Raw genomic sequence first — 21,511 nt, 5'->3', positions numbered from 1 at the left:
CCCGTTTTTTGTTATGAGATTATTCACCTTTAATATTTCAGCACAAAATAACCGTTTAAGTTTTTCCAGCCGGTGGTGGTTTTGTAGGTAATGAGGTAGTAATAGGTGCCTGGCTTCTGCATGGTACCCGTTACCGATGAGTGTCCGTCAAATACTACCTGCTGATTGTCGTAACCAGCCCGTTCGTATATCTTCAATCCGTTAGGGTCAATCAGCGTTACCGTGTTTTCAGCGTATGCTGTTATGCCGTCAATAACCAAAACATCATTAATACCATCTCCGTTTGGAGATACGGCCTGTTTTACAGCAAGCCGGGTTTCGGCAGTGCTGTCGTTATTTTCTGAGCTTATTGCCAGTGTACTTACGGATGTTCCGGCAGGTTTGGCATTTACGGTAAGCGTACGATTAATTGCCGGTGCAGCTGCGTAAAGTGTATTACCTGCCTGGGTTGCCTGTATAACTGTTGTTCCTGAACCGGTAATATGGATAAGCCCGTTAACAATAGTGGCTACCGCCGTGTTGCTGCTGGTATAGCTAATCGGTAGGCCCGAACTGGCTGTTGCTGCGGCATCAAAATCGGGTGCGTTGTATGCTTTTGCGGCTAATACGGCAAATGTTATTGTTTGTTTGGCTTTAACAACCGTAAGTTTTTGACTAACGCTTGCTGCCGCATTGTAAGTGGCGTCGCCTCCCTGAGAGGCTGTGATTACGCTGCTGCCTAAACCGTTAATGTGGATAAGGCCATTAACAATAGTTGCCACAGCCGTATTGCTGCTGGTATAGGTAATGCTTAAACCCGAACTGCTGCTTGCCCCCGGCGCAAAATCTGCACTTAAATAAGGTGTTGCAGGTATTGTGGCAAATGTAATCTGCTGGCCTGCTTTGGTTACAGTAAACGTTTTTACAACGCTTGCGGCAGCATTGTAGTATGCATTGCCAGCTTGTGCAGCTGTTATATTAGCAGTGCCTACACCCGTAATATGAATTAAACCGTTAACGATAGTTGCAACTGCAGGGTTGCTGCTGGTGTAATTTACCGCTAAGCCCGAACTTGCAGTCGCCCCGGCGCTAAAATCGGCCGTGCCGGGTGGTTGCGGCGTGATATCGGCAAAGGTAATCTGTTGGTTGGCTTTAGTTACGGTTAGTGATTTAATCACACTTGTCGCCGCGTTATAGCCTGTATTACCCGCCTGCGAAGCCGTAATGTTTGTAGTGCCTACACCTGTAACATGGATTAAACCGTTAACAATAGTGGCTACGGCATTATTGCTGCTGGTATAACTCACCGTTAGTCCTGAACTTGCCGTTGCCCCGGCACTATAATCTGCCGAACCGAAAGTTACCGGCGATAGTGCCGCGAAGGTAATAACCTGGCTACCCTTGGTTATGGTTAAAGTTTGTTTCACTGCAGCGGCCGCGTTGTAGTTGCCGTTGCCGGTTTGTGAAGCGGTAATGGTGCAACTTCCGCCGGCCACAGCATGGATTTTGCCATTAACTATGGTAGCTATTGCTGTATTGCTACTTGCAAAAGTAACGGCAAGTCCTGAGCTCGAACCAGCTGAAGGCGTGATATCCGCAGCGCCAACCTGTAAAGCAGGTAAAACTGAAAAAGTGATAGTTTGCGAGGCTTTGCTTACTGTAAGCAGCATCGAAGTATCGCGGGCAGCATTGTATGATGTGTTGCCCGCCTGTGATGCAATAATCCTGACTGTTCCCGCCCCGGTTATATGAACCTGCCCGTTAATAATTGTTGCTATCGCGGTATTACTGCTGCTAAAGCTAAGCGGCAACCCCGAGGTTGCATAAGCTTTAGGCGCAAAATCGGCGGCGCCGTATGCCACGGGCTGGAATTCGCTAAAACCGATGGTCTGGTTCCCCTTAATTATAGTTACCGTTTGGGTTTGAGCTACCGCCGCCGTGTAATTGTTGTTGCCGGCTTGTGTTGCGGTAATAATAGCGGTTCCGGGTGCAACTGCGTGTATGCGGCCGTTAATAATGGTTGCTACCGCGGTGTTGCTGCTGGTATAAGTAAGCGGCAAATTAGATGTGGCGATAGCCGTTGGTGTATAATCGTAAGCACCTACCGCAAGCGAAGGTATTGCAGGGAAACCAATTTGCTGACCGGTTTTGTTAATGGTTAACACCTGAATGCTATCCTTTGCCGCATTGTAATTACTGTTGCCAGCTTGCGATGCTTTAATGTTACACTTACCTGCTGCTTTAATATGTATTTTACCATTTACAATGCTGGCAATGGTTGTATCTGCGCTGGTAAAAGTTACAGGCAAGCCGGATGTAGCCGTGGCGGATACAGCGAAATCGGCACTGCCGTAAGTTTTAACCGGCAGTGCGGCAAATGCTATGGTTTGATCGCCTTTGGCTACAGTTAGTGTTTGTTTAACTGTGGTTGCCACTTTAAAACTGATATTGCCTGCCTGCGAGGCTGATAGTATGGTTGTCCCTGTTTTTTTGAGGTGAACCTTACCGGCCACAATGCTTGCCACAGTAGTATCGCTGCTGGTGTAGGTTAAGGGCATGTTGGATGATATTTTGGCACCGGGATCAAAATCGGCAACACCAAACTTTTTGGTAGCTGCAGCTGCAAAGGTGATGGTTTGCGCCGCCTTTACCATCCGTTTCATGGCCCGGTATGACCACCGGGTACTATCGCGGTTATCACGTACCCTGATGTACAGCGTATCAATATCGGCCGATTTTGCATTGGCCGGTATTGCAAGCGCCAACGTATCGCTGCTTGTTGCAGGTACGGTAAGTTTAGTGCCCTTGCCTATGCCCGGATCTGTTTTAAAGAAAAACTCGGCTGCTATAATTTTAATTACACCGGGTTGTTTAATTACTTCTATGCTTTGGCGTGATGTGTGGCTCCAGAATCCGGCGGCATCTTTAAACCTTACATATAGCTTGTGGTATCCCTCGGTTAATGACGAGGCCTGCGCTGCAAATTGCTGCGCAATATCTGTGGTTTGAGCGCTTAATGATATCGCGGTTCCCAAACCAATCCCCGGATCTTTATCCACAAAATATTCGCCCGAAACCAGTTTGTTGTTTGCCGGTATCACCTGGATAGAACGCCTGATAGTATGCCCCCAAACGCCATAAGCATCTTTAAAACGTATATATACCGTATGATAACCGGCAGCTACACCTGTAACGCTGATATTAAAATTACCGGCGTCCTGCGCGTTGCGTGTTATACTGAAAGCTTTGTTGTTGCCAATACCGGCATCGGTATCAATGCTGTACTCGCCGGTAAGCGCAGTTGTGGTAACCGGCGCTGGTTGCACCTCAACCGAGCGGCGGACGGTTTGGCTCCAGCCGTTGTTACTGTCCTTTACTCGGGTGTACAACATATGATAGCCTTTAGTTAGGGCAGATACATCCGGGTTAAAGGTAAACGAGCCATCGGTAGCAGCGGTTACACTCACTATTTTGTTGCCGCCAATGCCGGCATCCGTATCAAAATAATATTCAATCTGCACAATGTTTTGTGCAGAGGCTAATCCCCCTGCAAACAGCAGGAGCAGTAGCGAAAATATACATTTCATGGCCTTTTGGTTATTTAATTACCCTGGCCTTAATGGTTACCGGTAGTGTAGTGGTAGTGGTTACACCTGTTGTATTGATATCATAAATTACCGGAACAGGCGGCAAACCCGAAAGCGTATACCTGTTGCTTTCGGCCGCACCACCAAACGGACCGCGATCAGTACCATCAGATCCATTTGCGCTGGCAGCCGAACCTGTTGCCAGCTGATAGGCTGCATCATTTGATGTTGCGCCGGTTACAAATAAACTGAGTATGCTGGTAACTACAATGTTATTGTTGGCGGTGCCAAATTGATTGTTGGCCGATGCGCTTACGTTGTATGATGCATTGCGGTTTGATTTGTTATTGATATCAACAACCGCGTTTGAATTGATAATAATATTGTTTTGGAAAGTACCGGTTATCATTTTAAGTACCGCGTTAGTACCCCGGGCAGGCATGCTAAAAACATTATTCCTGCATTCTAAAAGTGAATAGTTGTAATCAAGAACTAATTCCGTTTGTACAATATTGTTGTTAAAAACTACGTCGGTAGCAAACGCACTCGAACTATAATTAATGGCGTTATACCCGGTGTAGTTGCTGGGGTTCGCAAAAAAATTTTGAAGTATTTTAATGTCTGATATGTTGTACCCGATATAAATTCCCCATTGGTTAATTAAACAGCGTTTAATTGTAATACTATTGGCCTGGATAGATATACCGGACGAACTGGTTATCTGTACGCCCATAAGAGTCGATCCGTCAGATCCTTCGCCAAATTGTACATAGGGTATAGCTACGCTCAAAACGTTGGTTGTGGTATTTGGGTTTTGTGAAAGCCAATAACCTGGACCTATGATGGTAAGTTTTTTATTAACGGTTATACTCTCGTAACCTTTTGCTGAACCTTCCACATACAATATATCGCCGCTCAATACATTGTTGTCGGCAACAGCGGCAGCTAATGAGGTGAAATTGGCCGAGAAACCATTGTTGTTAACACGCCATGATTTTGCGTTTGATACCGATGCAAAAACCAGCACGAATGCCGCCAGGAGTAAAGATTTTTTCATTTTCATGATAAAGTTTAGTTATTAATTATAAGTGTTATCTTGCTGTAAAGTAATAGCTTAAATATAGTAATAGGTGTTTTTATTTATTGTAACGCAGATGTTATATTATTAAAAATACCTGTATCCGGGTAGATCATGAGTATTATAAAATTCACAATTGTGGATATGTTGGTAATATGAGCGGGACTGTTGTTGCTCTTTGTACTATTTTTACTTCATGATTATTCCCGTTCCCCGGTTATATTACTATTTATTATTATTTGTATCGGTTGCCGTTTTATCATCATGTCATAGCCGTAAAGCTGCAATGCGGGGGCAGCCCGGCGATGTAGTGAAGCCTTCGGGCGATATTGCTTCAAAATACTCCGAAATTATGGGTGTTGACAGGAGCGATATTCAAAACGGTCGTCTCTACGCCTTTATCGACCAATGGATGGGCACGCCCTATAAATTTGGCGGCCTGGATAAAGATGGTATCGACTGCTCGGGTTTAACGTTTTTGCTGGAGCAGCAGGTGTACGGAATCACCATCCCAAGGATGACCAGTAAGCAAATTACCGTTATTAAACGAAAATATGAGGATGAGCTAAAAGAGGGAGACCTTGTTTTTTTTGATTTTGACGGAAAGCAGTTTAGCCACGTAGGTGTTTACCTGCAAAATGGCTATGTGGTACATGCCAGTTCGCGCCGTGGGGTAATTATAGTAAGGCTGCGCGACCCATCTCTTTACAAATATTTTTCGAGAGCCGGGTCGATAGAAAATTTGCCTACGGGGATGAGTAACTAATTATTTTTCGGTGATGGTTATGTTTCCGCCTTTATCGGTTGCTTTATAAACGTCTATCATAATCGTAACATGCGTGTTGCCGTATTGATAAAATACTGATGGCCCGTTACTGTCTTTTAAAATAAGGGGATATTTTATCTGTTTAATTAACGTGGTAATGTAAGCCTTGTTCCTGCTTTGATATGTGGCGCCTTTTGCATTGTAATCAATAACTTCTTCATTTAGTGCATGCGCGTTTTTAATAAACCGGGGAATAGGATATGGCCGTTCGTCTTTAACAAACAAAAATGGCTTATTGATAAGATAATCAGGATTCTTTTCCTTTAAAAGATGATGCAGATTATCAAAGGTGATGCTTTGCCCATATAAATTTACACCACAGATGGTGCATGCAACCAAAAAAAGTAACTTTTTCATCAACAGCTAAGTTTAGGAGATCCTGTTTATTCAAATATTAAAAACACAGGCCCGATACTATTCAAATTTGGGTATTTTTACGCCGTAATGGAGCAAAATAAACCCGACTATTCATTCTGGACAAAGTATAAACGCTTTGCCGGTAACGAGATCATGCTTTACGTCATCATGATTATCGGCATTATCCTCGGTATAGTTATCTTTAGTTACCTTTAACAATGGTGATGTTGTCGTCATCACTATCAGTTACCTGTTGATAAAAATCAACCATATCCTGGTATGTCTCCTTGCTGTAGTTACCGTCAATTATCTGCAGTTTGCGGCTGTAAATAATTTTATCGCCATTAACGGTAACGCTGGCTTCAAACTTGCCGAAAGGTTTTTCAAGCTGTATGTTTTTTGGGCGCAGGTCAATTTTATATCCGGCTGGCATGGTGTAGGTAATTTCGTCCTCATCGGTATACCCACGATTAATGTGAACATCATTGTGCCTGTTACGTACCTCGCGCAGCGGCGTGCTGATACGGTTGGCCGGGTTGGCCATAAATACAATTTTATCACCGTTAACCGATCCGTATTCAGATGCCGTAATTTTTAACGTTTCTGTGGTGTAGGGCTGATCTACCTTAAATTGCTTCAGATCAGAACTCTCAATTTCGAGGTTGTTGATCGGGTAGATCTTTTTCAGATCTTTAAGCTGATCTGTTTTTGATTCGTAAATCACACCATCGCGGTCTTCATAATTTACCCCTTTAAAATTAGTGACCATTGTGCCCGAAAGATCGCCCTGGGCGTTTAGCGTAAATGAGGCTTTACGCTGCTCGAGGTTAACCTGGGCAGCGTATTTGGGGGTATGGATCAGTTTGCCGCCCTGTGGGGTGCAGGCCAGCACTATGCGGTCGTCTGTAAAGTTTCCTAAAAAGCCGAAGGGCATATTCTGGCTGGTACACTCTAAAAAGGTGGTATCGTTTTTAAATGGCAGGCACAGGATCACGTGATCTGCCTGGTCTAAACTTGCAAAATCGGGCTGCAGACTTATTTTTTGGCTTCCCGATTTTACTACACAATAGTACGAATCTATGTCTACCGCTTTCAACAATGCCTGGGTGTAATTAACCAAGGCCTTGCAATCGCCATAGCTTTGCTGATCAACATCCGAAGCAGGGAATGGCTGTAAGCCGCCAATACCAACCGAAATATTGATATAATGCGTTCTGCCCTGCATATACTCATATATTTTGCGGGCTTTGGCTTTTGGGTCGGTAATGGAGGCGGTGAGTTCCTTCATTTTTTGCACCGTTACCGGCGATAACTGCTGCCTGCCGGCATTTAGCTTGTCATATTGCCACTGGCCCAGCTCCTTCCAGTTGGTGAATGATCCGCTTATCCCGCGGTAGGTGAACTTTTCCGGAACTATTTTAAGACTTGGCATTCTTTCCCGGTAAACCGGGCTATATGGCTCACTTCTTAATGCTTTTAAATTACTTATTTGCCAGGTATAGGTTTGCTGTCCCTGTTTATTGAGTGCAATAACCGGGTTTACCGGCAAATTAGTTGGCCGGTACCTGATTTTAAAATCGGGCTTACAAATCAGTGTGTATGAACTTTTTTCAACCGATACACCATCAGAAACAAGGGGGTGCCAGTTTTCCAGATCGAGCGATTGTTTTGATTTGATGTCATACTCATAGCTTACGGTATAAGGGTACTCGATAGCCCGGGGCTGATAGTGTTTCAGCTTCAAATCGGTAAAAAGCGAAAATCCGTCGTGAGCGCTATTGTCGTCAAAATCACTTTCCGAAAATTTGCTAACCGGCTTTCCCCATTGGTTATAAATTATTCCTTTTATATCCTTAATAATATAACTTTTATCATACCATACCACTAAACCGGCATCGTCCTCTCCGTTTTTATTTAATACAGTGATGGCCTTTTTTACATGGCAAAGCGTATAGTCGAAATCTTTAACCTCCACGGTGGTTTCCTCAGTGCGCACTACTGCGCCAGCATAAGGCAATAAATCTTTTGAAATCAGCGAGACATCATAATTGTCCTGCGCCTTAACGCTGGTTGCTGCCGATAATATAAACAGTGCTGCTAAAAATGTCTTCATTATTTTTTCTTGAAGATCATATCGCCTTTCTCAGTAAGGATGATCTTATTGAACAATTCTTTAAGATAAGGGTATTCGGCCGGATCGTAAACCGTTTTGTTAAACTGTGTAATGTTCGAGAAGGTGAACGTATTATTATCCTGCGTTTCAAACGAGGTGGCAAACATACCCCCTTTATTTGGCAAACCGTAAGCCACCACCTGCGGCGGCGTTTCAATGGTGTATTGAGCCGGCAGGTGCATTACCAGTACCAGCCGGCTGTCTGATGCATAGCCCCAGTCTACCGGGTAATCCCGCTCGGCCAGTTTAAACGGATTAGTGGTGCGTTTTTCCCAAAAATAAGGGTTAAACAAAAGCTTATCGTGATTATCGTTACTATAGGCATCAATCTCTACTTCAAAAGTCTCGCGTAGAGGGTTATCCAGGCTGTCGAGGTTTAAGATGTCTGATTTTAAAATCTTCATCTTCGGTTGTTTCTCATCAAAATCCTCCACATATTCATCAACGGTATTAAATTTTTTAATGGCTTTGCGTCTGTCGTACGCATCGTAACCTTTGTAATAAGAAACTATGGTTCCTTTCATTTTGCCGTTATCAAGCAGGGTAAGCTCGAGCGTGCGGGTGGTGGCGCCTTTTTGCTGCGTACCAAGGTCAATCCAGTACGATGGTTTGTTAAGGCTTACCACGCGGCCTTTATCGTTTACGCATCGCAACGGTAATAAGCCAAATTGCAGCAGCGGGTCGGTAGCATCCAGCAGGTAGGTTTTATCGCCAATGGTAACTTTGGCTATCACATAGTTAAAGTCGGTTAATACCGGGTAAAGCGTATTAACCATGCCGTGGTCGCGGGTTGATAATAATACGGCCTCGGCATTAAGCCCGGCTGCGTTTAGGGCGGTAACCAGGGTAAGGTTAATATCGGCCACACTACCCGAGTGGGTTTCGATGGCTTTCTTTATATTTTCGCTGTAAATGCCATAGTAATCGTTAAACTTTATTTGCTTTTGCACCCAGTTGTAAAGGGTTTTGGCCTTATCAAGTTCGTCGGTTTTACCGGCAATAACGGGTGTTATATAATCTTTAAGTAAACTACCCCGTTTTAGCTGCGAGCCAAAACTTTCGTGCGTTTTCAGGATCCGGTCAACATCGCTCCATTGCTTGGTTACTACGGTTTTTACACCGGTGTAAGGATTGGTAACTTCCACCAGCTCAAAAAATATGGCCGACAGAAAGTTTTTGCGGGCCGTCATATAATCTTCCTTAACAAAAGCGGGGATATCCTGCATGCCGTAGGTGATATGCGAGCAATCGGCTTTTGAACCTCCCGAAATAAAACATTCGCGTTCAACTTCTGATGCACTTTTGGTAAGCTTCAGCACACCGCGTAAAGATGCATTAAATGTCCAGAAGCCGGGGATATGCACCTCATACTGCGAGTACATTTTAGGAATATCATCCTGGAAATACCAATCTCTGAAATAGTCGATATACGGCGATACCAGCTTGTATTTAAACTCGATAACGCAACCCGGGTGCAGGGCAGGCAAAGCAAATTTCACCGTGCTGCCATATTTGTAATCTTTTACGGTGAAAACCTTTTTTGGGTCGAGATCTGCTTTTTGTATGATGCCGTTTTCGTCTTTATAATAAGTGGTACCGGTAACCTCATCAACATCTTCGGATACGGTTTCATTGTGGTGAATGGGAATATCGATGGTGCCGTTGTTAAAACCTTCCTTGGTGAAAATTTTAATTTTTGCGTGATAGGTATAAATCAGCCTCACGTGGTCGTAAACCTCATCTATCCGGGTATTGCCAAATTCATTTAAAAAAACAGCGTTGGCCTGTGGGTCTTTATCGTATTTGGCCATTTCAATTTCCTTGTCGGACACGCCCGGCTCAAAATCCTGCGCATTGGCTAAGTTTGATAAGCCTATAGAAATGAGGGCGATAAGAAAAAATCTCTTCATATAAATTGTGATAATTAGGAGGCTATTAAAATAAATAATAAATCGGTATAATAAATGAATTAAAAAATTTATTGTGCTGATTAATTTTAGGACATTTGCAACCTTTGCATATCTGATCAACACAAATGAAATTAAAACTAAAACGACCTCTCGCTTTTTTTGATCTTGAAACAACAGGTACTAACATCGGTGCCGACCGCATAGTTGAAATATCTGTTATCAAGCTTCATCCTGATGGCAGCGACGAGGTTAAAACCTGGCGTGTGCATCCGGGTATCCCCATTCCGCTCGAATCATCATTAGTGCATGGCATTTATGATGAGCACATCCAAAACGAAAAACGGTTTCATGAGCTGGGGCAGGAGATAGCCGAATTTATAGGCGAAAGCGACCTGGCAGGTTACAACTCGAACAAGTTTGATATCCCGATGCTGATGGAAGAGTTTTTACGCGCCGGGGTTGATTTTAATTTAGATGCCCGCCATTTTGTTGATGTACAGAACATATTTCACCAGATGGAACAGCGTACGCTAAAAGCCGCATACCAGTTTTACTGCAATAAAGTAATAGAAAACGCCCACTCGGCCGAAGCAGATACCCGTGCCACCATGGAAGTACTGCTGGCCCAGATTGAACGTTATGAAAACGTAGAATGGGAAGATAAAAAAGGCAATAAGCTGGTGCCGGTTGTGGGCGAAGTAGAGGCTTTGCACGTATTTACCAACCTGAGCAAACCTGTTGATTTTGCCGGCCGCATGGTTTATAACGAACAGGGTGAAGAGCTGATTAACTTTGGCAAGCATAAAGGCAAGCGTGTGGAGGATGTATTGAATGTTGAGCCAAGCTATTACTCATGGATGATGCAGGGCGATTTCCCGCTGTACACCAAACGTAAGCTGGAAGAGATTTACAACCGCTGGAATGCTAAACGCATTGCCGAGCGCCAGGCCAACAAAGCTGCGCAATCTAAGCCGGCCGAGCAACAGCCTGTAGCTCCCAAACCAGAGTACCAGAAAAAGGAGTTTACCAAACCTGATCATACCAGGAACCCTAATTACCAAAACAAACCTTTTAAAAAGAAGGAAGAGCCTGCAAAGCCGGTTGATGAAGATATGCTGCAGCAATTGGCCCTGAAGTTTAAAAAGGGATAAATATTTCGATATCAAAAAAAGATCCCCGGTCATGATAAAATGGCCGGGGATTTTTTTTGAAAAAATACAAAGTAGTTTGTATTTAAATGTCATATAATAATAGGTAACTTTATTGCTTACCAATTAGTTATACCTAAATCTACAAACTATGAAAAAAATATTTTATCTTTTGGTTATAGCCTTGTTGTTGGCTTCAGTTTCATTGATCACATCTTGCCATAGGGATCACCATTTACCGCACCCGGGACATGGCGATACAACGGTAACCACTCCCTGCACACAGGGCTTCCCCACATTGGTATGGGTAAAACCACTTACCGATTCGACAGCCAACACAGGTGAAGCCGCAGATATCACCGTGGGTAGCGATAAAAATTTACTTATATCGGGATTTTTTAACGGTACCGGCGATTTTAACCCCGGTACGGCCGTTTTAAACCTTACGGCTCCGTCGGCAAATGCTCCGTATCAACAACATTTTGATGTTACCGGCAAATTTTTAACCGCTAACGTGGTTAGCACAGCCGGCATACCGCCATTACCTGCGGGTTCGGTTAAAAGGTTAAGAGACGCTGCGGGCAATTATTATACTTTTGGCTCGTTTGCAGGTACTTATGATTTTGATCCGGGAGCAGGTGTATTTACGCTAACCTATAACGGCCCTGCCGATGAAGTTGGAGGTGCTTACTACATCCAGAAACTGGACGCTTCAGGAAATTTTAAGTGGGCCGTGTTAACCGGTATTATTCTCACTGCCGATTATACATCAAACGCTTTTGATATTGATGCCAATGGTGCAGTTTATGCAGGTGGTTATATGCCGGTTGAAGAGCCGGATGCAGGGCAGGGCATTGTAAAGTTTGATAGCAATGGTGCCCTGGTATGGCGAAAGGGTACCGAAACCGCTAATGATATGGACCTGCTTACAGACAGCAAAAAGAACGTTTATACCGTGAGTTACAACTACCTGTCCGGACAGCCTCATGCCCTTGTGAAATATGATAGTAATGGTAACCAGGTATCAAAAACCAACCTTGCTTTAGGAGGCACTTTATTAACCGCAAATTTGAAACTGCAGGCCGATGCGTTTGACAATATTTACGTGGGTGGTAGTATATCAACCGATTTTTTTGTTGAAAAGCATGATCCTTCCAACCAGATAGTATGGACTATCCGCAGCCATGGCGTACTTAATCCGGGTGAAAACCCGTTGCGAAGCCGGAACGAGCTTACATCTCTTGCTATAGATGCTGCAGGCGAAAATATATACCTTATAGGCATTTATTACGGAACGGTTAATTTTAACCCGGGCAGCGGCTCAAATACGCTAACAATGCCTTTTCCGGAGGGGAGATACTTTATAGCGAGGTACGCTCAGTGCCATTAACACAGTTTCAGTTAAACTAACAAATACAAACGAAGCGGCTTTTATTATGCAGAGGCTATCAATCTTTAAGAAAGCCGATATTCCTTGTTAAACCGCTGAATTTGGTACGCTTAACCGCAGAGTTCTTAAATACTTTTTGAAAAACATCCTGGGTGATATCCTGCCAGTCGTCTTTTTTTAAATGAAGAAGATCGGGGTGAGCGATGAAAGCAGGTTCAGTGTTTAACACCGAAAAGCGGTTCCAGGGACAAACGTCCTGGCAAACATCGCAGCCAAACATCCAGTTGTCCATTTTGCCCTTAAATTCGGCGGGTATTTCATTTTTTAGTTCGATGGTGAGATAGGAGATGCAGCGGCTGCCGTCAACAACATACGGCCCAACAATAGCATCGGTAGGGCAGGCATCAATACAATTGGTGCAGGTGCCGCAATGATCGGCAGTGGGTGCTATGTCATATTCCAACTCAAGGTCGATGATCAGCTCGGCTAAAAAAAAGAACGAACCTGCCTTTTTATTAAGCAGGTTGCTGTTTTTACCAATCCAGCCCATCCCGGCTTTACGCGCCCAGGCCTTATCCAAAACCGGGGCCGAATCAACAAAGGCGCGGCCGCCTACCTCGCCAATTTTTTCGTTGATAATTTGCAGCAACAGCTTTAGCTTATCTTTAATTACGGCATGGTAATCAACGCCGTAGGCATATTTGGATATTTTTGGTGCAGATGGGTCATCCTGTATTTGATCGGTATAATAATTTATTCCCAATGAGATTACCGATTTCGCTCCATCAACCAGCAAGCGGGGATCGAGCCGCTTATCGAAATGGTTTTCCATGTAATTCATTTCGCCATGCATGTTCTGTTTAAGCCATGTTTCAAGGCGAGGGGCCTCCTCTTCCAAAAAACCGGCTTTGGCAATGCCGCAAAACAAAAAACCAAGTTTTTGGGCCTCGTTTTTAATGAGTTGGCTATATGCCTGTTTATTTTGCTGCATGCTGCAAAGATACTATAAATTGAAATTGATGAATAAATTAAGGAAGAGGGTTGAATGGGCCGGGCACCGGCCTCCACCAATATTCGTGATTATAAAATAGCCTGTTTTTTCCCATTATTTAAAACATATTTCAAACCAATTAATGTACATTGCCAGTTAAGATGATAATTTCCTATTCAAAAACTAACTTTATAACTTCTAAATGAGAGCGCCGTACAGAATTCAAGATCCTGATGTAATTGATGAAATAGTTATTGGAAAATTACTGGATGACAATAAAGAAGTAATTGTGCAGTTTTCCTCCGAAGTTAATAGCAGTGATGTCTTATCTAAACTAAATGAAATAGCTGGAAAATACGATGAAAATTTGACTATTCGATTTTATGGAAGTTCCCGAAATTCATTTGATTGTAGCATTCTCGACCAAATACCAGAAGTAAAATCACTAAGTATTGACTGCTTACGACAAGCTCATAATTTAGAAAGAATTACTTCCTTACGAAATCTAAAAAAAATGGGGATTGGTATATTTGAGCTTAAAGAAACTGATATACTAAGCGCTAAAAATCTCCAAAACGTAAACAGGTTATATTTATTTGACACTAAAACAAAGGCTTTAAACTTGAAGTATTTATCCAGCTACAAAAACTTGGAATATTTGATTGTGGCAGGACATACTAAGAATATCGAAGCGATAGGTTCTTTAAAAAAATTAAACCATCTCAGCTTAAATAGTATATCTAAAGTTCCATTATCATTTGTAAACGAATTGCCGATTCTGAGCAAGTTGAACATTATACTTGGAGGTCGAGATAGTATTAGCGAGATTGACGGTAAAAACATTGAAAATCTAAATCTCACCTGGATAAGAGGGTTAAATAATTTAGAAAATATAGGACGCTTTCATAAGTTAAAAACACTATTAGTTGAAGACCAAATTCGCTTGCCAAAAATTCATTTTGACAAAGAACTTAATAATTTGACCGACATAAAGGTTCTGAACTGTAAAACCCTTACTTCTTTAACTGGGCTTGAAAACCTTCCGGCACTTCATCAACTCAGGGTTTCCAGAACAAATATCATTTTTGAAAGATTTATTCAACAGCCATTACCGTCAAAATTGAAAATTTTGGCGTTTTATACCTCTAAAAATAAAGTTGATTCACAATTGAAATTGCAGTTAAAAGAATTGGGATACGTAGATGGATTGGATGAAAATTAGCGTGTAGGATATATAAAAAAGGAAAAATAGAATTGCGGGCTAATTTCCCAATTTTAAAACGCGTCTATCACTTAGAAACGTACTTTAAATCAAATTGAGTTTGATTTAAGATTAGTTTTTTGCAGCGAATCAGCAATGCAACCATTTTGTTACCTCATAACAAGAATGAAAGTTTAACTATTGGTGCAATTTTTGTTTTTATGCTGAAAAGTACAGGTTGATAAACATGCTTCAGCATATTAAATATTTGCCTACGCATGTGTTGGGAATGCATGCTGTTGGCCATGTTACAAATGATGATTACGAAAACGCGCTACGCCCGCTGCTTGCCGATAAGGTAAAACGCATAGGGAAAATAAATTTTTTGCTGGTACTGGAAACTAATATCAAAAATTTTAGTGCCGGTGCCTGGTGTGGTAACATAAGGCTTGGCCTTAAATATTTTACCCGTTGGAATAAAGTAGCTGTAGTAACCGACCAGGAGGGTGTACGCGAATTTAGTCATCTTTTTAAATATATCCTGCCCGGAAGGTTTGAGGGTTATAAACTGGAAGAGCTGGATGAGGCGGTTAAATGGGTAACCGGAACTAAATAAATATATTATTATGGAAAATTTGAATAACAGGCCGATACCGGACAAGAATAATGATGATTCGGATCTGCATAATGATGAATTAGGCGAAAACAGCGGTGACGACACCATAATTGCCAGCGAAGATGCTGAGCCAGGTAAAACCGAAGAAAATAAGGTAAAATCGTCTAATACAGGGCAGGGGCCCGCAGGCGAGGGGCTCTAAAAGTTGTTGGAGATATAAGAACTTTGATGATTATAAACAAGCAATGCCCGGTTTTACCGGGCATTGCTTGTTTATAAACTTATCTCACCTTTTTTACAAGAGCGGAGGATTAAAAGCTGCTTCTGATACTATTGCTGAATGTTTTTGTACTCCAGTAGCCGCTATCTAAAATCCTTCTAACAGTCATTAGCGGATCAGATGGGTCGCGTTTGTCGGCTAACTGGAAAGCCATTTTGAAACCGTGTTTGCGTAGCTCAGGCAAAGCGGCTTTGTTCCAGATGCCAAAAGGGAAGGCAAAGTAATCCATTTTTTTGCCGGTGATCTCTTCCAGTTTTTTGGTTGGCTTGTCTATCTGGGTAACCCAGTCATCAACAGGGCGGGTAGTTACTTTACCGTTTTTGCCGATAATTTTAAGCGTTGAATTATGCGAGTAACGGTCAACACGGTGGTGATCCCAGGTATGGCTGGCAATCACGTTGCCTTCGTCTGATAATTGTTTGATTTGTGCGGCAGTCATGTATTTCGGCCTGCCGATTGATACGGTCATCACAAAATACACTGCTTTAAAGCCATACTTTTTTAGGGTAGGATTGGCTACCGTAAACTGATCCAGGTCGGTATCATCGAAGGTAAGCATGATGGGCTTTTTAGGCAGCGGGGTGCCTTTGGTAAGATAAGCGTAAAGCTGATCGGGCAGAATGGTATGGTAACCGCTGTCGGCCAGCATTTTGATGTGTTCCTTGAAAAAAGCAGGCTGTACTATGTAATCCTTGGCGTTTTTTGAATCGGTTGCCACCCAATTACGGATCTGGTGATAACAAACAATAGGCACTTGTTTGCGGGCCATGATGGCAGCGTTATCGGTTTGCGGGGTAGCTGTTGCAGGGGCGTTAGCAGTGCCAGGTGTTGTTGTGGCAGTTGTTTTATCAGCTGGTTTTGATTGGCATGATATTGCACCAAACGCACCAAAAGCCAGCATAATTAATGTTTGTTTTATCATATTGTAGGTTGGTTATTGAATCAATTTAACGGCCGCTAAATTAGTAATTATATAACATGCCTTAAATAAAATTAATTATCGGAATAAGAATTCCGGGCGCACGGTAAACCGGGCCACCACCAATAAAATGATCCACAAGATGTATAAACTTGCAAAGGCTCAAAAACGCTTATAGAATGTTAGCGTCTTTAAGCCTTTGTATAACAATTTGTCGGATTTATTTGTATTTACAATACTATCCGCCTGCCTTCTTTTATCGAGCGTTTGGCTGCATCCAGTATCTGCATCACTATCATATTATATTTTAATGATGAACGATCGTATTCGGCGCTTTTAAGCGGGTGTAGCAGTGCATTGGTAAAATAAGTTACCGGCGCGTCATCAGGAGAGGGCAGGGGAGCAGCTACATAACTGCGCGAATTGTGATTGTTGAGTTTTAGCTGAACGTTGTCCTTATCAAATGCATGAATATAACCCTTAGCGCCAAAAATTTCCATATCTTTAATCCCGTAAGGCCAGTTCCACGAGGCTTCAATCTGGCCGGTGGCGTTGGGGTATTCAACCAAAATGGTGGCATCATCCTCTACTTTAGGGTACACGTTTGGTTTATAATGACGGGCAATAGCGGTAACAGCTATCGGGCGCTGGCCTTTCATTAGCCAGGTCATCAAATCGGCTCCATAGCAGCCGAAGTCATTCAGCGCGCCGGCACCGTTTAGTACCGGGTCGGTAAGCCAGCTCAGGAAATCTTCGCTGCAGCCAATTTCTTTTGGTCCCTGGTGGCCATCATGTACTACCATTTTGCGAATGATACCTATACTATCCAGCTTAACCGTATTATAAGCATCCTGGAACGAGGGATACCAGGTTGTTTCATAGTTGGTTAAAACTTTGATGTAATACTTTAAAGCCAGGAACTCCATGCGCTTAGCCTGCTCCAAGGTAGCGGCCAGAGGTTTCTCAACCATTACCGAAATACCCAGCGGGGCACAGGTTTCAACAATATCTACGTGCTTACCTACTTCGTTATAACCTAATACAATAGCAGGCTTGCGGGTGGTGCACATTTTTTTCAGATCGTCAAAAAACAATGAATCGGGCAGGTTGTAGGCTTTGCCAAATTTTTCCCAAAGTTTTTTGTTTGGCTCGGCTATGCCTACAATGTTTACATTGCCTTTGCGGTATTCGCTTAATATCAGGTGAATATGATCATGGTTTAGCCCCATAATGCCAACTTTTAAAGTAGGCAGAAGTTTTTTTGCAGGTACGGTATCCTTTTTAGCCTTGAGCGAATCGTTGGGAAGCGTAACCGAAGTTGCCGGGGCAGGAGGATTAACCGGCGGCGGCGGAGTGGTTTGCGCCGATACCAGGCCGCTTATGATAAGCGCAGCTGTGCTCAATAAAAGTTTTAATTTAGTTTTCATGGTTGGATAGCGGGGATGTATTTATGTAGGTTTATATTAAAATAAGGATGGGTTTCCGCCCAGTTTTATTTTTCCTAAATGCTTGTAGGCTGCTTCTGTAGCTTCACGGCCGCGGGCCGTGCGCATTAAAAAGCCTTCCTGTATCAAAAACGGTTCGTATACCTCTTCAATAGTGCCTTCATCTTCACCAACTGCCGTTGCCACGGTTTTTAACCCCACAGGGCCGCCTTTAAACTTATCAATAATGGTAAGCAAAATCTTGTTATCCATCTCATCCAGCCCGTGGCTATCCACATTCAGGGCGTTCAATGCATACTGGGCTATTTCGGTATCAATTTCTCCGTTCCCTTTTATCTGGGCAAAATCGCGCGTACGACGCAGCAGGGCGTTGGCTATACGCGGGGTGCCGCGGCTGCGGCGGGCAATTTCATAAGCGCCTTCATCCGTAATGGGTGTTTTTAATATCGATGCCGAACGAAGCACAATGGTAGTAAGCAGCTTGGCATCATAATATTCCAAACGCGAGTTAATGCCGAACCTGGCCCTCAACGGAGCAGTAAGCAAACCCGAACGGGTGGTAGCACCAACCAGGGTGAAGGGATTAAGCGAGATTTGTACTGAGCGCGCATTAGGACCGCTCTCCAGCATAATATCTATCTTAAAATCCTCCATGGCCGAGTAAAGGTACTCTTCAACCAGCGGACTTAAACGGTGGATCTCGTCAATAAAAAGAATGTCGCCGGTTTCAAGGTTGGTAAGCAAACCGGCCAGGTCGCCGGGTTTATCTAAAACAGGACCAGAGGTGATTTTGATACCCACGCCCATCTCATTAGCTATAATGTGCGACAAGGTGGTTTTACCCAGGCCGGGAGGGCCGTGTAACAACACATGGTCAAGCGCTTCCCCGCGCTGCCGCGCTGCCTGAACAAATATTTTTAAGTTGGCTAATATTTTATGCTGACCGGTAAAATCCTCAAACTGCTGCGGACGCAATACTTTTTCAATATCACGTTCGGTATTGTTGAGGCGTTCACGATTAGGATCAAGATGTTCGTTCATTGCCAACGAAATTAGTAATTTTTTTGAAATGGAGGTTAGAGGTTGGAGATTAGAGGTTAGTAAAATTTACGTTAGATATAAACTGAACGTAGTCAAGCCTAATCTCAAGTTTCTAATCTCCAATCACTAAATTACCCCTCCGGATACTTCCTGAAAATACTATTAATCTTCATCTGGATTACCCCCAGGAAAGCTTCGCGGAAAATACTGGTCGACATTTTGGAGGTGCCGGCCGTGCGGTCGGTAAATATGATGGGAACTTCAACCACTTTAAAACCATGTTTAATGGTGGTGTATTTCATCTCTATCTGGAAAGCGTAGCCTACAAACTTAATCTTGTCGAGCTGTACGGTTTCAAGTACTTTGCGTTTGTAACACATAAAGCCTGCTGTTGAATCCTGGATATTAATGCCGGTTATAAAGCGTACATAAACCGATGCAAAATAGCTCATCAACACCCGGCTCATAGGCCAGTTAACCACGTTTACGCCATTGATGTACCTTGAACCAATGGCCGAATCTGCGCCGTCTATACAGGCCTGTCTTAAACGAAGCAGATCATCCGGATTGTGCGAAAAATCGGCATCCATCTCAAAAATATAGTCGTAATGGCGGGCTATGCACCATTTAAAGCCGTGGATGTAGGCGGTGCCGAGCCCTTGCTTACCGGCACGCTCTTCCATAAAAAGACGGCCATCGTATTCGGGCTGAAGGCTTTTTACAATCTGCGGCGTACCATCGGGCGAGCCGTCATCAATGATGAGGATATGAAAATCGTGAGGTAAGGAAAATACCTTGCGGATCATCCGCTCGATGTTCTCCTTCTCGTTGTAAGTAGGTATTATAATAATGCTATCCGGCACTTAACAAATTCAAGTAAAGTAAAAACAGCCAAAGCTAATTGATTTAAACCGGCTCTGAAAATCAAAAAATTCAGAGGGCTTTTTTTAACTGTATTTAACGCAAGTTGTTTTTATAAATTATGGGTATCGGCAATCACCTCGTTGTCAACATACGGATCGGTAATGTAGTTCCTTTCTTTAAGGCGTGGGGCAACAAACATAAATATGATGATAAACACGCTGATAAAGGCCACAAAAAACCATTCGTAATTGGCACCTTTTAAATTTCTGGCCCACCAGCCACCGTCTTCAATTAGTCCGTTAACCAGTGCGGTGATCAGGTTGCCAAATGACACAACCAGGAACCAAATGCCCGACATAGTACTTTTCATTGATTTTGGTGAATGTGTATAAGCATATTCTAAACCGGTAATTGATACCAACACTTCTGCAGCCGATAATATTAAAAACGCCAACACCTGCCACCACATTGATGGCGAGCCGCCATGATCAATACTTACGTGTGTAAAACCGATTACCACAAATGATAATGCTGTTAAAACCAACCCGGCGCCAAGCCTGCGTAAAGGCGTTGTTTTTAAGCCGATTTTATCCAGGTTAGGGTAAATTACATAGTTAAAGAGTGGGATGAACAGCAAAAGGAAAATGGTATTGAACGTTGACATTGAGCCCGGCTCGATCATAAAAGAGGTGAAACCAAGGTTAATGTTTCGGTTCATTTTTGCAGCGTAAAGCGTCCATTCTGATAGGCACTGATCCCATACAGCCCAGAAAGCCAATGCAAAAAAGAATACCGAAATTACGCGGTATACCGCTTTAACGCCTTCAACACGTTCAGGGTCATAACTTTCTTTTGCAATATCAAGCAACGACTGGCCTGGTTTCTTTTTGCTTAAGTTGGTAAGGGCGTACCAGGTAATAAACACAAGGTTGTTGCGGTTTACGCCCTGCGGAGGCACTTTTACGTATTTTTTGCGGCCCAGGAAAAATATGAGGGTTGCCAAAGCCATTAAAATTCCGGGAACACCAAAAGCCCATTTAGGGCCATAGTATTTGTAAATAGTAGGAATAGCAATTGTTGACAGCATAGAGCCGGCATTGATGCTGAAGTAAAACCAGCCGTAAACTTTTGAAAGCAGATCCTGGTTGCTGGCATCAAACTGGTCGCCCACGTTAGCCGAAACGCAGGATTTGATACCACCTGCGCCAATAGCAACCACAAGCATACCAAACTCAAAACCGCTGAGGCTGGTATCAAACATCGCCAGCAACAGGTGCCCGAGGCAATATACCAACGAGATATAAAGGATGAGTTTATATTTACCGGTAAACCAATCGGCAATCATACCGCCAACAAATGGCAAAGCGTATGCCACCATAACAAACAAATGGTTCAGTTTATTGGCGTGGGCATCAGCTTGTTGTGCCAGCGCCGGAACCTCGGCAGGGTTAAAAAATTGTTTTACCAAAAACAGGGTGAGTATTGAACGCATGCCGTAAAAGCTAAAACGTTCGGCAGCTTCATTGCCAATGATATAAGGTACACTCTTGGGGAATCGCGACTTTGCCGGAGCGGTTTTTTCTTGCATTTATTTAAATTAAAAAGTCTGTAAAAATAATATAAATCTTCATAATCAAAATTTAATACCGAAAGTGTTACAATTTAAGTAATTAAAGCAGTGGTATGAGATGATTAATGCTTATTTT

General features: G+C 43.1%; 18 protein-coding genes. 7 read left to right on the top strand and 11 right to left on the bottom strand.

The window, feature by feature from the left end:
- Nucleotides 1-29: 29 nt before the first annotated feature.
- Entirely contained in the window at nucleotides 30-3,566 is a 3,537-nt protein-coding gene (locus HYN43_RS13545; protein WP_119409853.1) for a T9SS type B sorting domain-containing protein, read from the bottom strand.
- Nucleotides 3,567-3,576: 10 nt separating this feature from the next.
- Nucleotides 3,577-4,629: a hypothetical protein gene (locus tag HYN43_RS13540; protein ID WP_119409852.1), complete on the bottom strand. Its 1,053-nt coding sequence runs from the start codon at nucleotides 4,627-4,629 to the stop codon at nucleotides 3,577-3,579.
- A 211-nt stretch (nucleotides 4,630-4,840) separates the two neighbouring features.
- Here HYN43_RS13540 and HYN43_RS13535 point away from each other — a divergent pair, with 211 nt between their 5' ends.
- Nucleotides 4,841-5,410 (top strand): C40 family peptidase, encoded by a 570-nt coding sequence (locus HYN43_RS13535; RefSeq protein WP_162996460.1) that lies wholly within the window; start codon nucleotides 4,841-4,843, stop codon nucleotides 5,408-5,410.
- Here HYN43_RS13535 and HYN43_RS13530 read toward each other — a convergent pair whose 3' ends face one another.
- The gene (locus HYN43_RS13530) at nucleotides 5,411-5,827 is read right to left on the bottom strand and encodes a hypothetical protein (RefSeq protein ID WP_119409851.1); all 417 of its coding nucleotides are present in this window, start codon (nucleotides 5,825-5,827) and stop codon (nucleotides 5,411-5,413) included.
- A gap of 87 nt (nucleotides 5,828-5,914) precedes the next feature.
- On the opposite strand from HYN43_RS13530, the gene HYN43_RS30895 reads away from it, so the two are divergent.
- Nucleotides 5,915-6,043, top strand: a complete 129-nt coding sequence (locus tag HYN43_RS30895) for a hypothetical protein (protein WP_281024317.1) — start codon at nucleotides 5,915-5,917, stop codon at nucleotides 6,041-6,043.
- On the opposite strand, the gene HYN43_RS13525 is transcribed toward HYN43_RS30895, so the two are convergent.
- Nucleotides 6,030-7,940 carry a DUF3857 domain-containing protein gene (locus tag HYN43_RS13525; RefSeq protein WP_119409850.1) on the bottom strand — a complete coding sequence of 637 codons (1,911 nt, stop codon included), beginning with the start codon at nucleotides 7,938-7,940 and terminating at the stop codon, nucleotides 6,030-6,032. The genes HYN43_RS30895 and HYN43_RS13525 overlap by 14 nt on opposite strands.
- Entirely contained in the window at nucleotides 7,940-9,910 is a 1,971-nt protein-coding gene (locus tag HYN43_RS13520) for a transglutaminase domain-containing protein (RefSeq protein ID WP_119409849.1), read from the bottom strand. Before HYN43_RS13520 ends, HYN43_RS13525 begins: the two co-directional genes overlap by 1 nt.
- A 125-nt stretch (nucleotides 9,911-10,035) precedes the next feature.
- On the opposite strand from HYN43_RS13520, the gene HYN43_RS13515 reads away from it, so the two are divergent.
- Both HYN43_RS13515 and HYN43_RS13510 read left to right on the top strand, forming a co-directional pair.
- Nucleotides 10,036-11,061, top strand: coding sequence for a 3'-5' exonuclease (locus tag HYN43_RS13515; protein WP_119409848.1), 1,026 nt, complete (start codon nucleotides 10,036-10,038; stop codon nucleotides 11,059-11,061).
- Nucleotides 11,062-11,209: 148 nt separating this feature from the next.
- Nucleotides 11,210-12,448 carry an NHL repeat-containing protein gene (locus tag HYN43_RS13510; RefSeq protein ID WP_119409847.1) on the top strand — a complete coding sequence of 413 codons (1,239 nt, stop codon included), beginning with the start codon at nucleotides 11,210-11,212 and terminating at the stop codon, nucleotides 12,446-12,448.
- A 58-nt stretch (nucleotides 12,449-12,506) separates the two neighbouring features.
- On the opposite strand, the gene queG is transcribed toward HYN43_RS13510, so the two are convergent.
- A complete protein-coding gene (gene queG, locus HYN43_RS13505) occupies nucleotides 12,507-13,439 on the bottom strand; it encodes a tRNA epoxyqueuosine(34) reductase QueG (protein WP_119409846.1) in 933 nt (310 codons plus the stop codon).
- Nucleotides 13,440-13,641: 202 nt separating this feature from the next.
- Between queG and HYN43_RS13500 the strand changes: the two genes are divergently transcribed.
- The 3 genes from HYN43_RS13500 to HYN43_RS13490 all read left to right on the top strand — a co-directional run bounded on the left by HYN43_RS13500 (nucleotide 13,642) and on the right by HYN43_RS13490 (nucleotide 15,458).
- Nucleotides 13,642-14,661: a leucine-rich repeat domain-containing protein gene (locus HYN43_RS13500; protein ID WP_119409845.1), complete on the top strand. Its 1,020-nt coding sequence runs from the start codon at nucleotides 13,642-13,644 to the stop codon at nucleotides 14,659-14,661.
- 226 nt (nucleotides 14,662-14,887) lie between these two features.
- Nucleotides 14,888-15,256 carry a SpoIIAA family protein gene (locus HYN43_RS13495; RefSeq protein WP_119409844.1) on the top strand — a complete coding sequence of 123 codons (369 nt, stop codon included), beginning with the start codon at nucleotides 14,888-14,890 and terminating at the stop codon, nucleotides 15,254-15,256.
- 10 nt (nucleotides 15,257-15,266) lie between these two features.
- Entirely contained in the window at nucleotides 15,267-15,458 is a 192-nt protein-coding gene (locus tag HYN43_RS13490; protein ID WP_119409843.1) for a hypothetical protein, read from the top strand.
- A gap of 109 nt (nucleotides 15,459-15,567) precedes the next feature.
- Here the strand turns inward: HYN43_RS13490 and HYN43_RS13485 are convergent, their stop codons facing one another.
- The 5 genes from HYN43_RS13485 to HYN43_RS13465 form a co-directional block, all read right to left on the bottom strand.
- Entirely contained in the window at nucleotides 15,568-16,458 is an 891-nt protein-coding gene (locus HYN43_RS13485; protein WP_119409842.1) for a polysaccharide deacetylase family protein, read from the bottom strand.
- A gap of 227 nt (nucleotides 16,459-16,685) precedes the next feature.
- Nucleotides 16,686-17,882: a Gfo/Idh/MocA family protein gene (locus HYN43_RS13480; protein WP_119409841.1), complete on the bottom strand. Its 1,197-nt coding sequence runs from the start codon at nucleotides 17,880-17,882 to the stop codon at nucleotides 16,686-16,688.
- Between the two features lie 36 nt (nucleotides 17,883-17,918).
- Nucleotides 17,919-18,941 (bottom strand): Holliday junction branch migration DNA helicase RuvB, encoded by a 1,023-nt coding sequence (ruvB, locus tag HYN43_RS13475; RefSeq protein WP_119409840.1) that lies wholly within the window; start codon nucleotides 18,939-18,941, stop codon nucleotides 17,919-17,921.
- A gap of 131 nt (nucleotides 18,942-19,072) precedes the next feature.
- On the bottom strand, nucleotides 19,073-19,804 hold the full coding sequence (locus tag HYN43_RS13470; RefSeq protein ID WP_119409839.1) for a polyprenol monophosphomannose synthase: 732 nt from the start codon (nucleotides 19,802-19,804) through the stop codon (nucleotides 19,073-19,075).
- A gap of 110 nt (nucleotides 19,805-19,914) precedes the next feature.
- Nucleotides 19,915-21,393: a POT-type proton-dependent oligopeptide transporter gene (locus tag HYN43_RS13465; protein WP_119409838.1), complete on the bottom strand. Its 1,479-nt coding sequence runs from the start codon at nucleotides 21,391-21,393 to the stop codon at nucleotides 19,915-19,917.
- Nucleotides 21,394-21,511: the final 118 nt, after the last annotated feature.

This window comes from Mucilaginibacter celer, assembly GCF_003576455.2.
Lineage (GTDB): Bacteria > Bacteroidota > Bacteroidia > Sphingobacteriales > Sphingobacteriaceae > Mucilaginibacter > Mucilaginibacter celer.
Note: the sequence above shows the minus strand (reverse complement) of the source record. Positions and strands in the feature narration are given on the sequence as shown.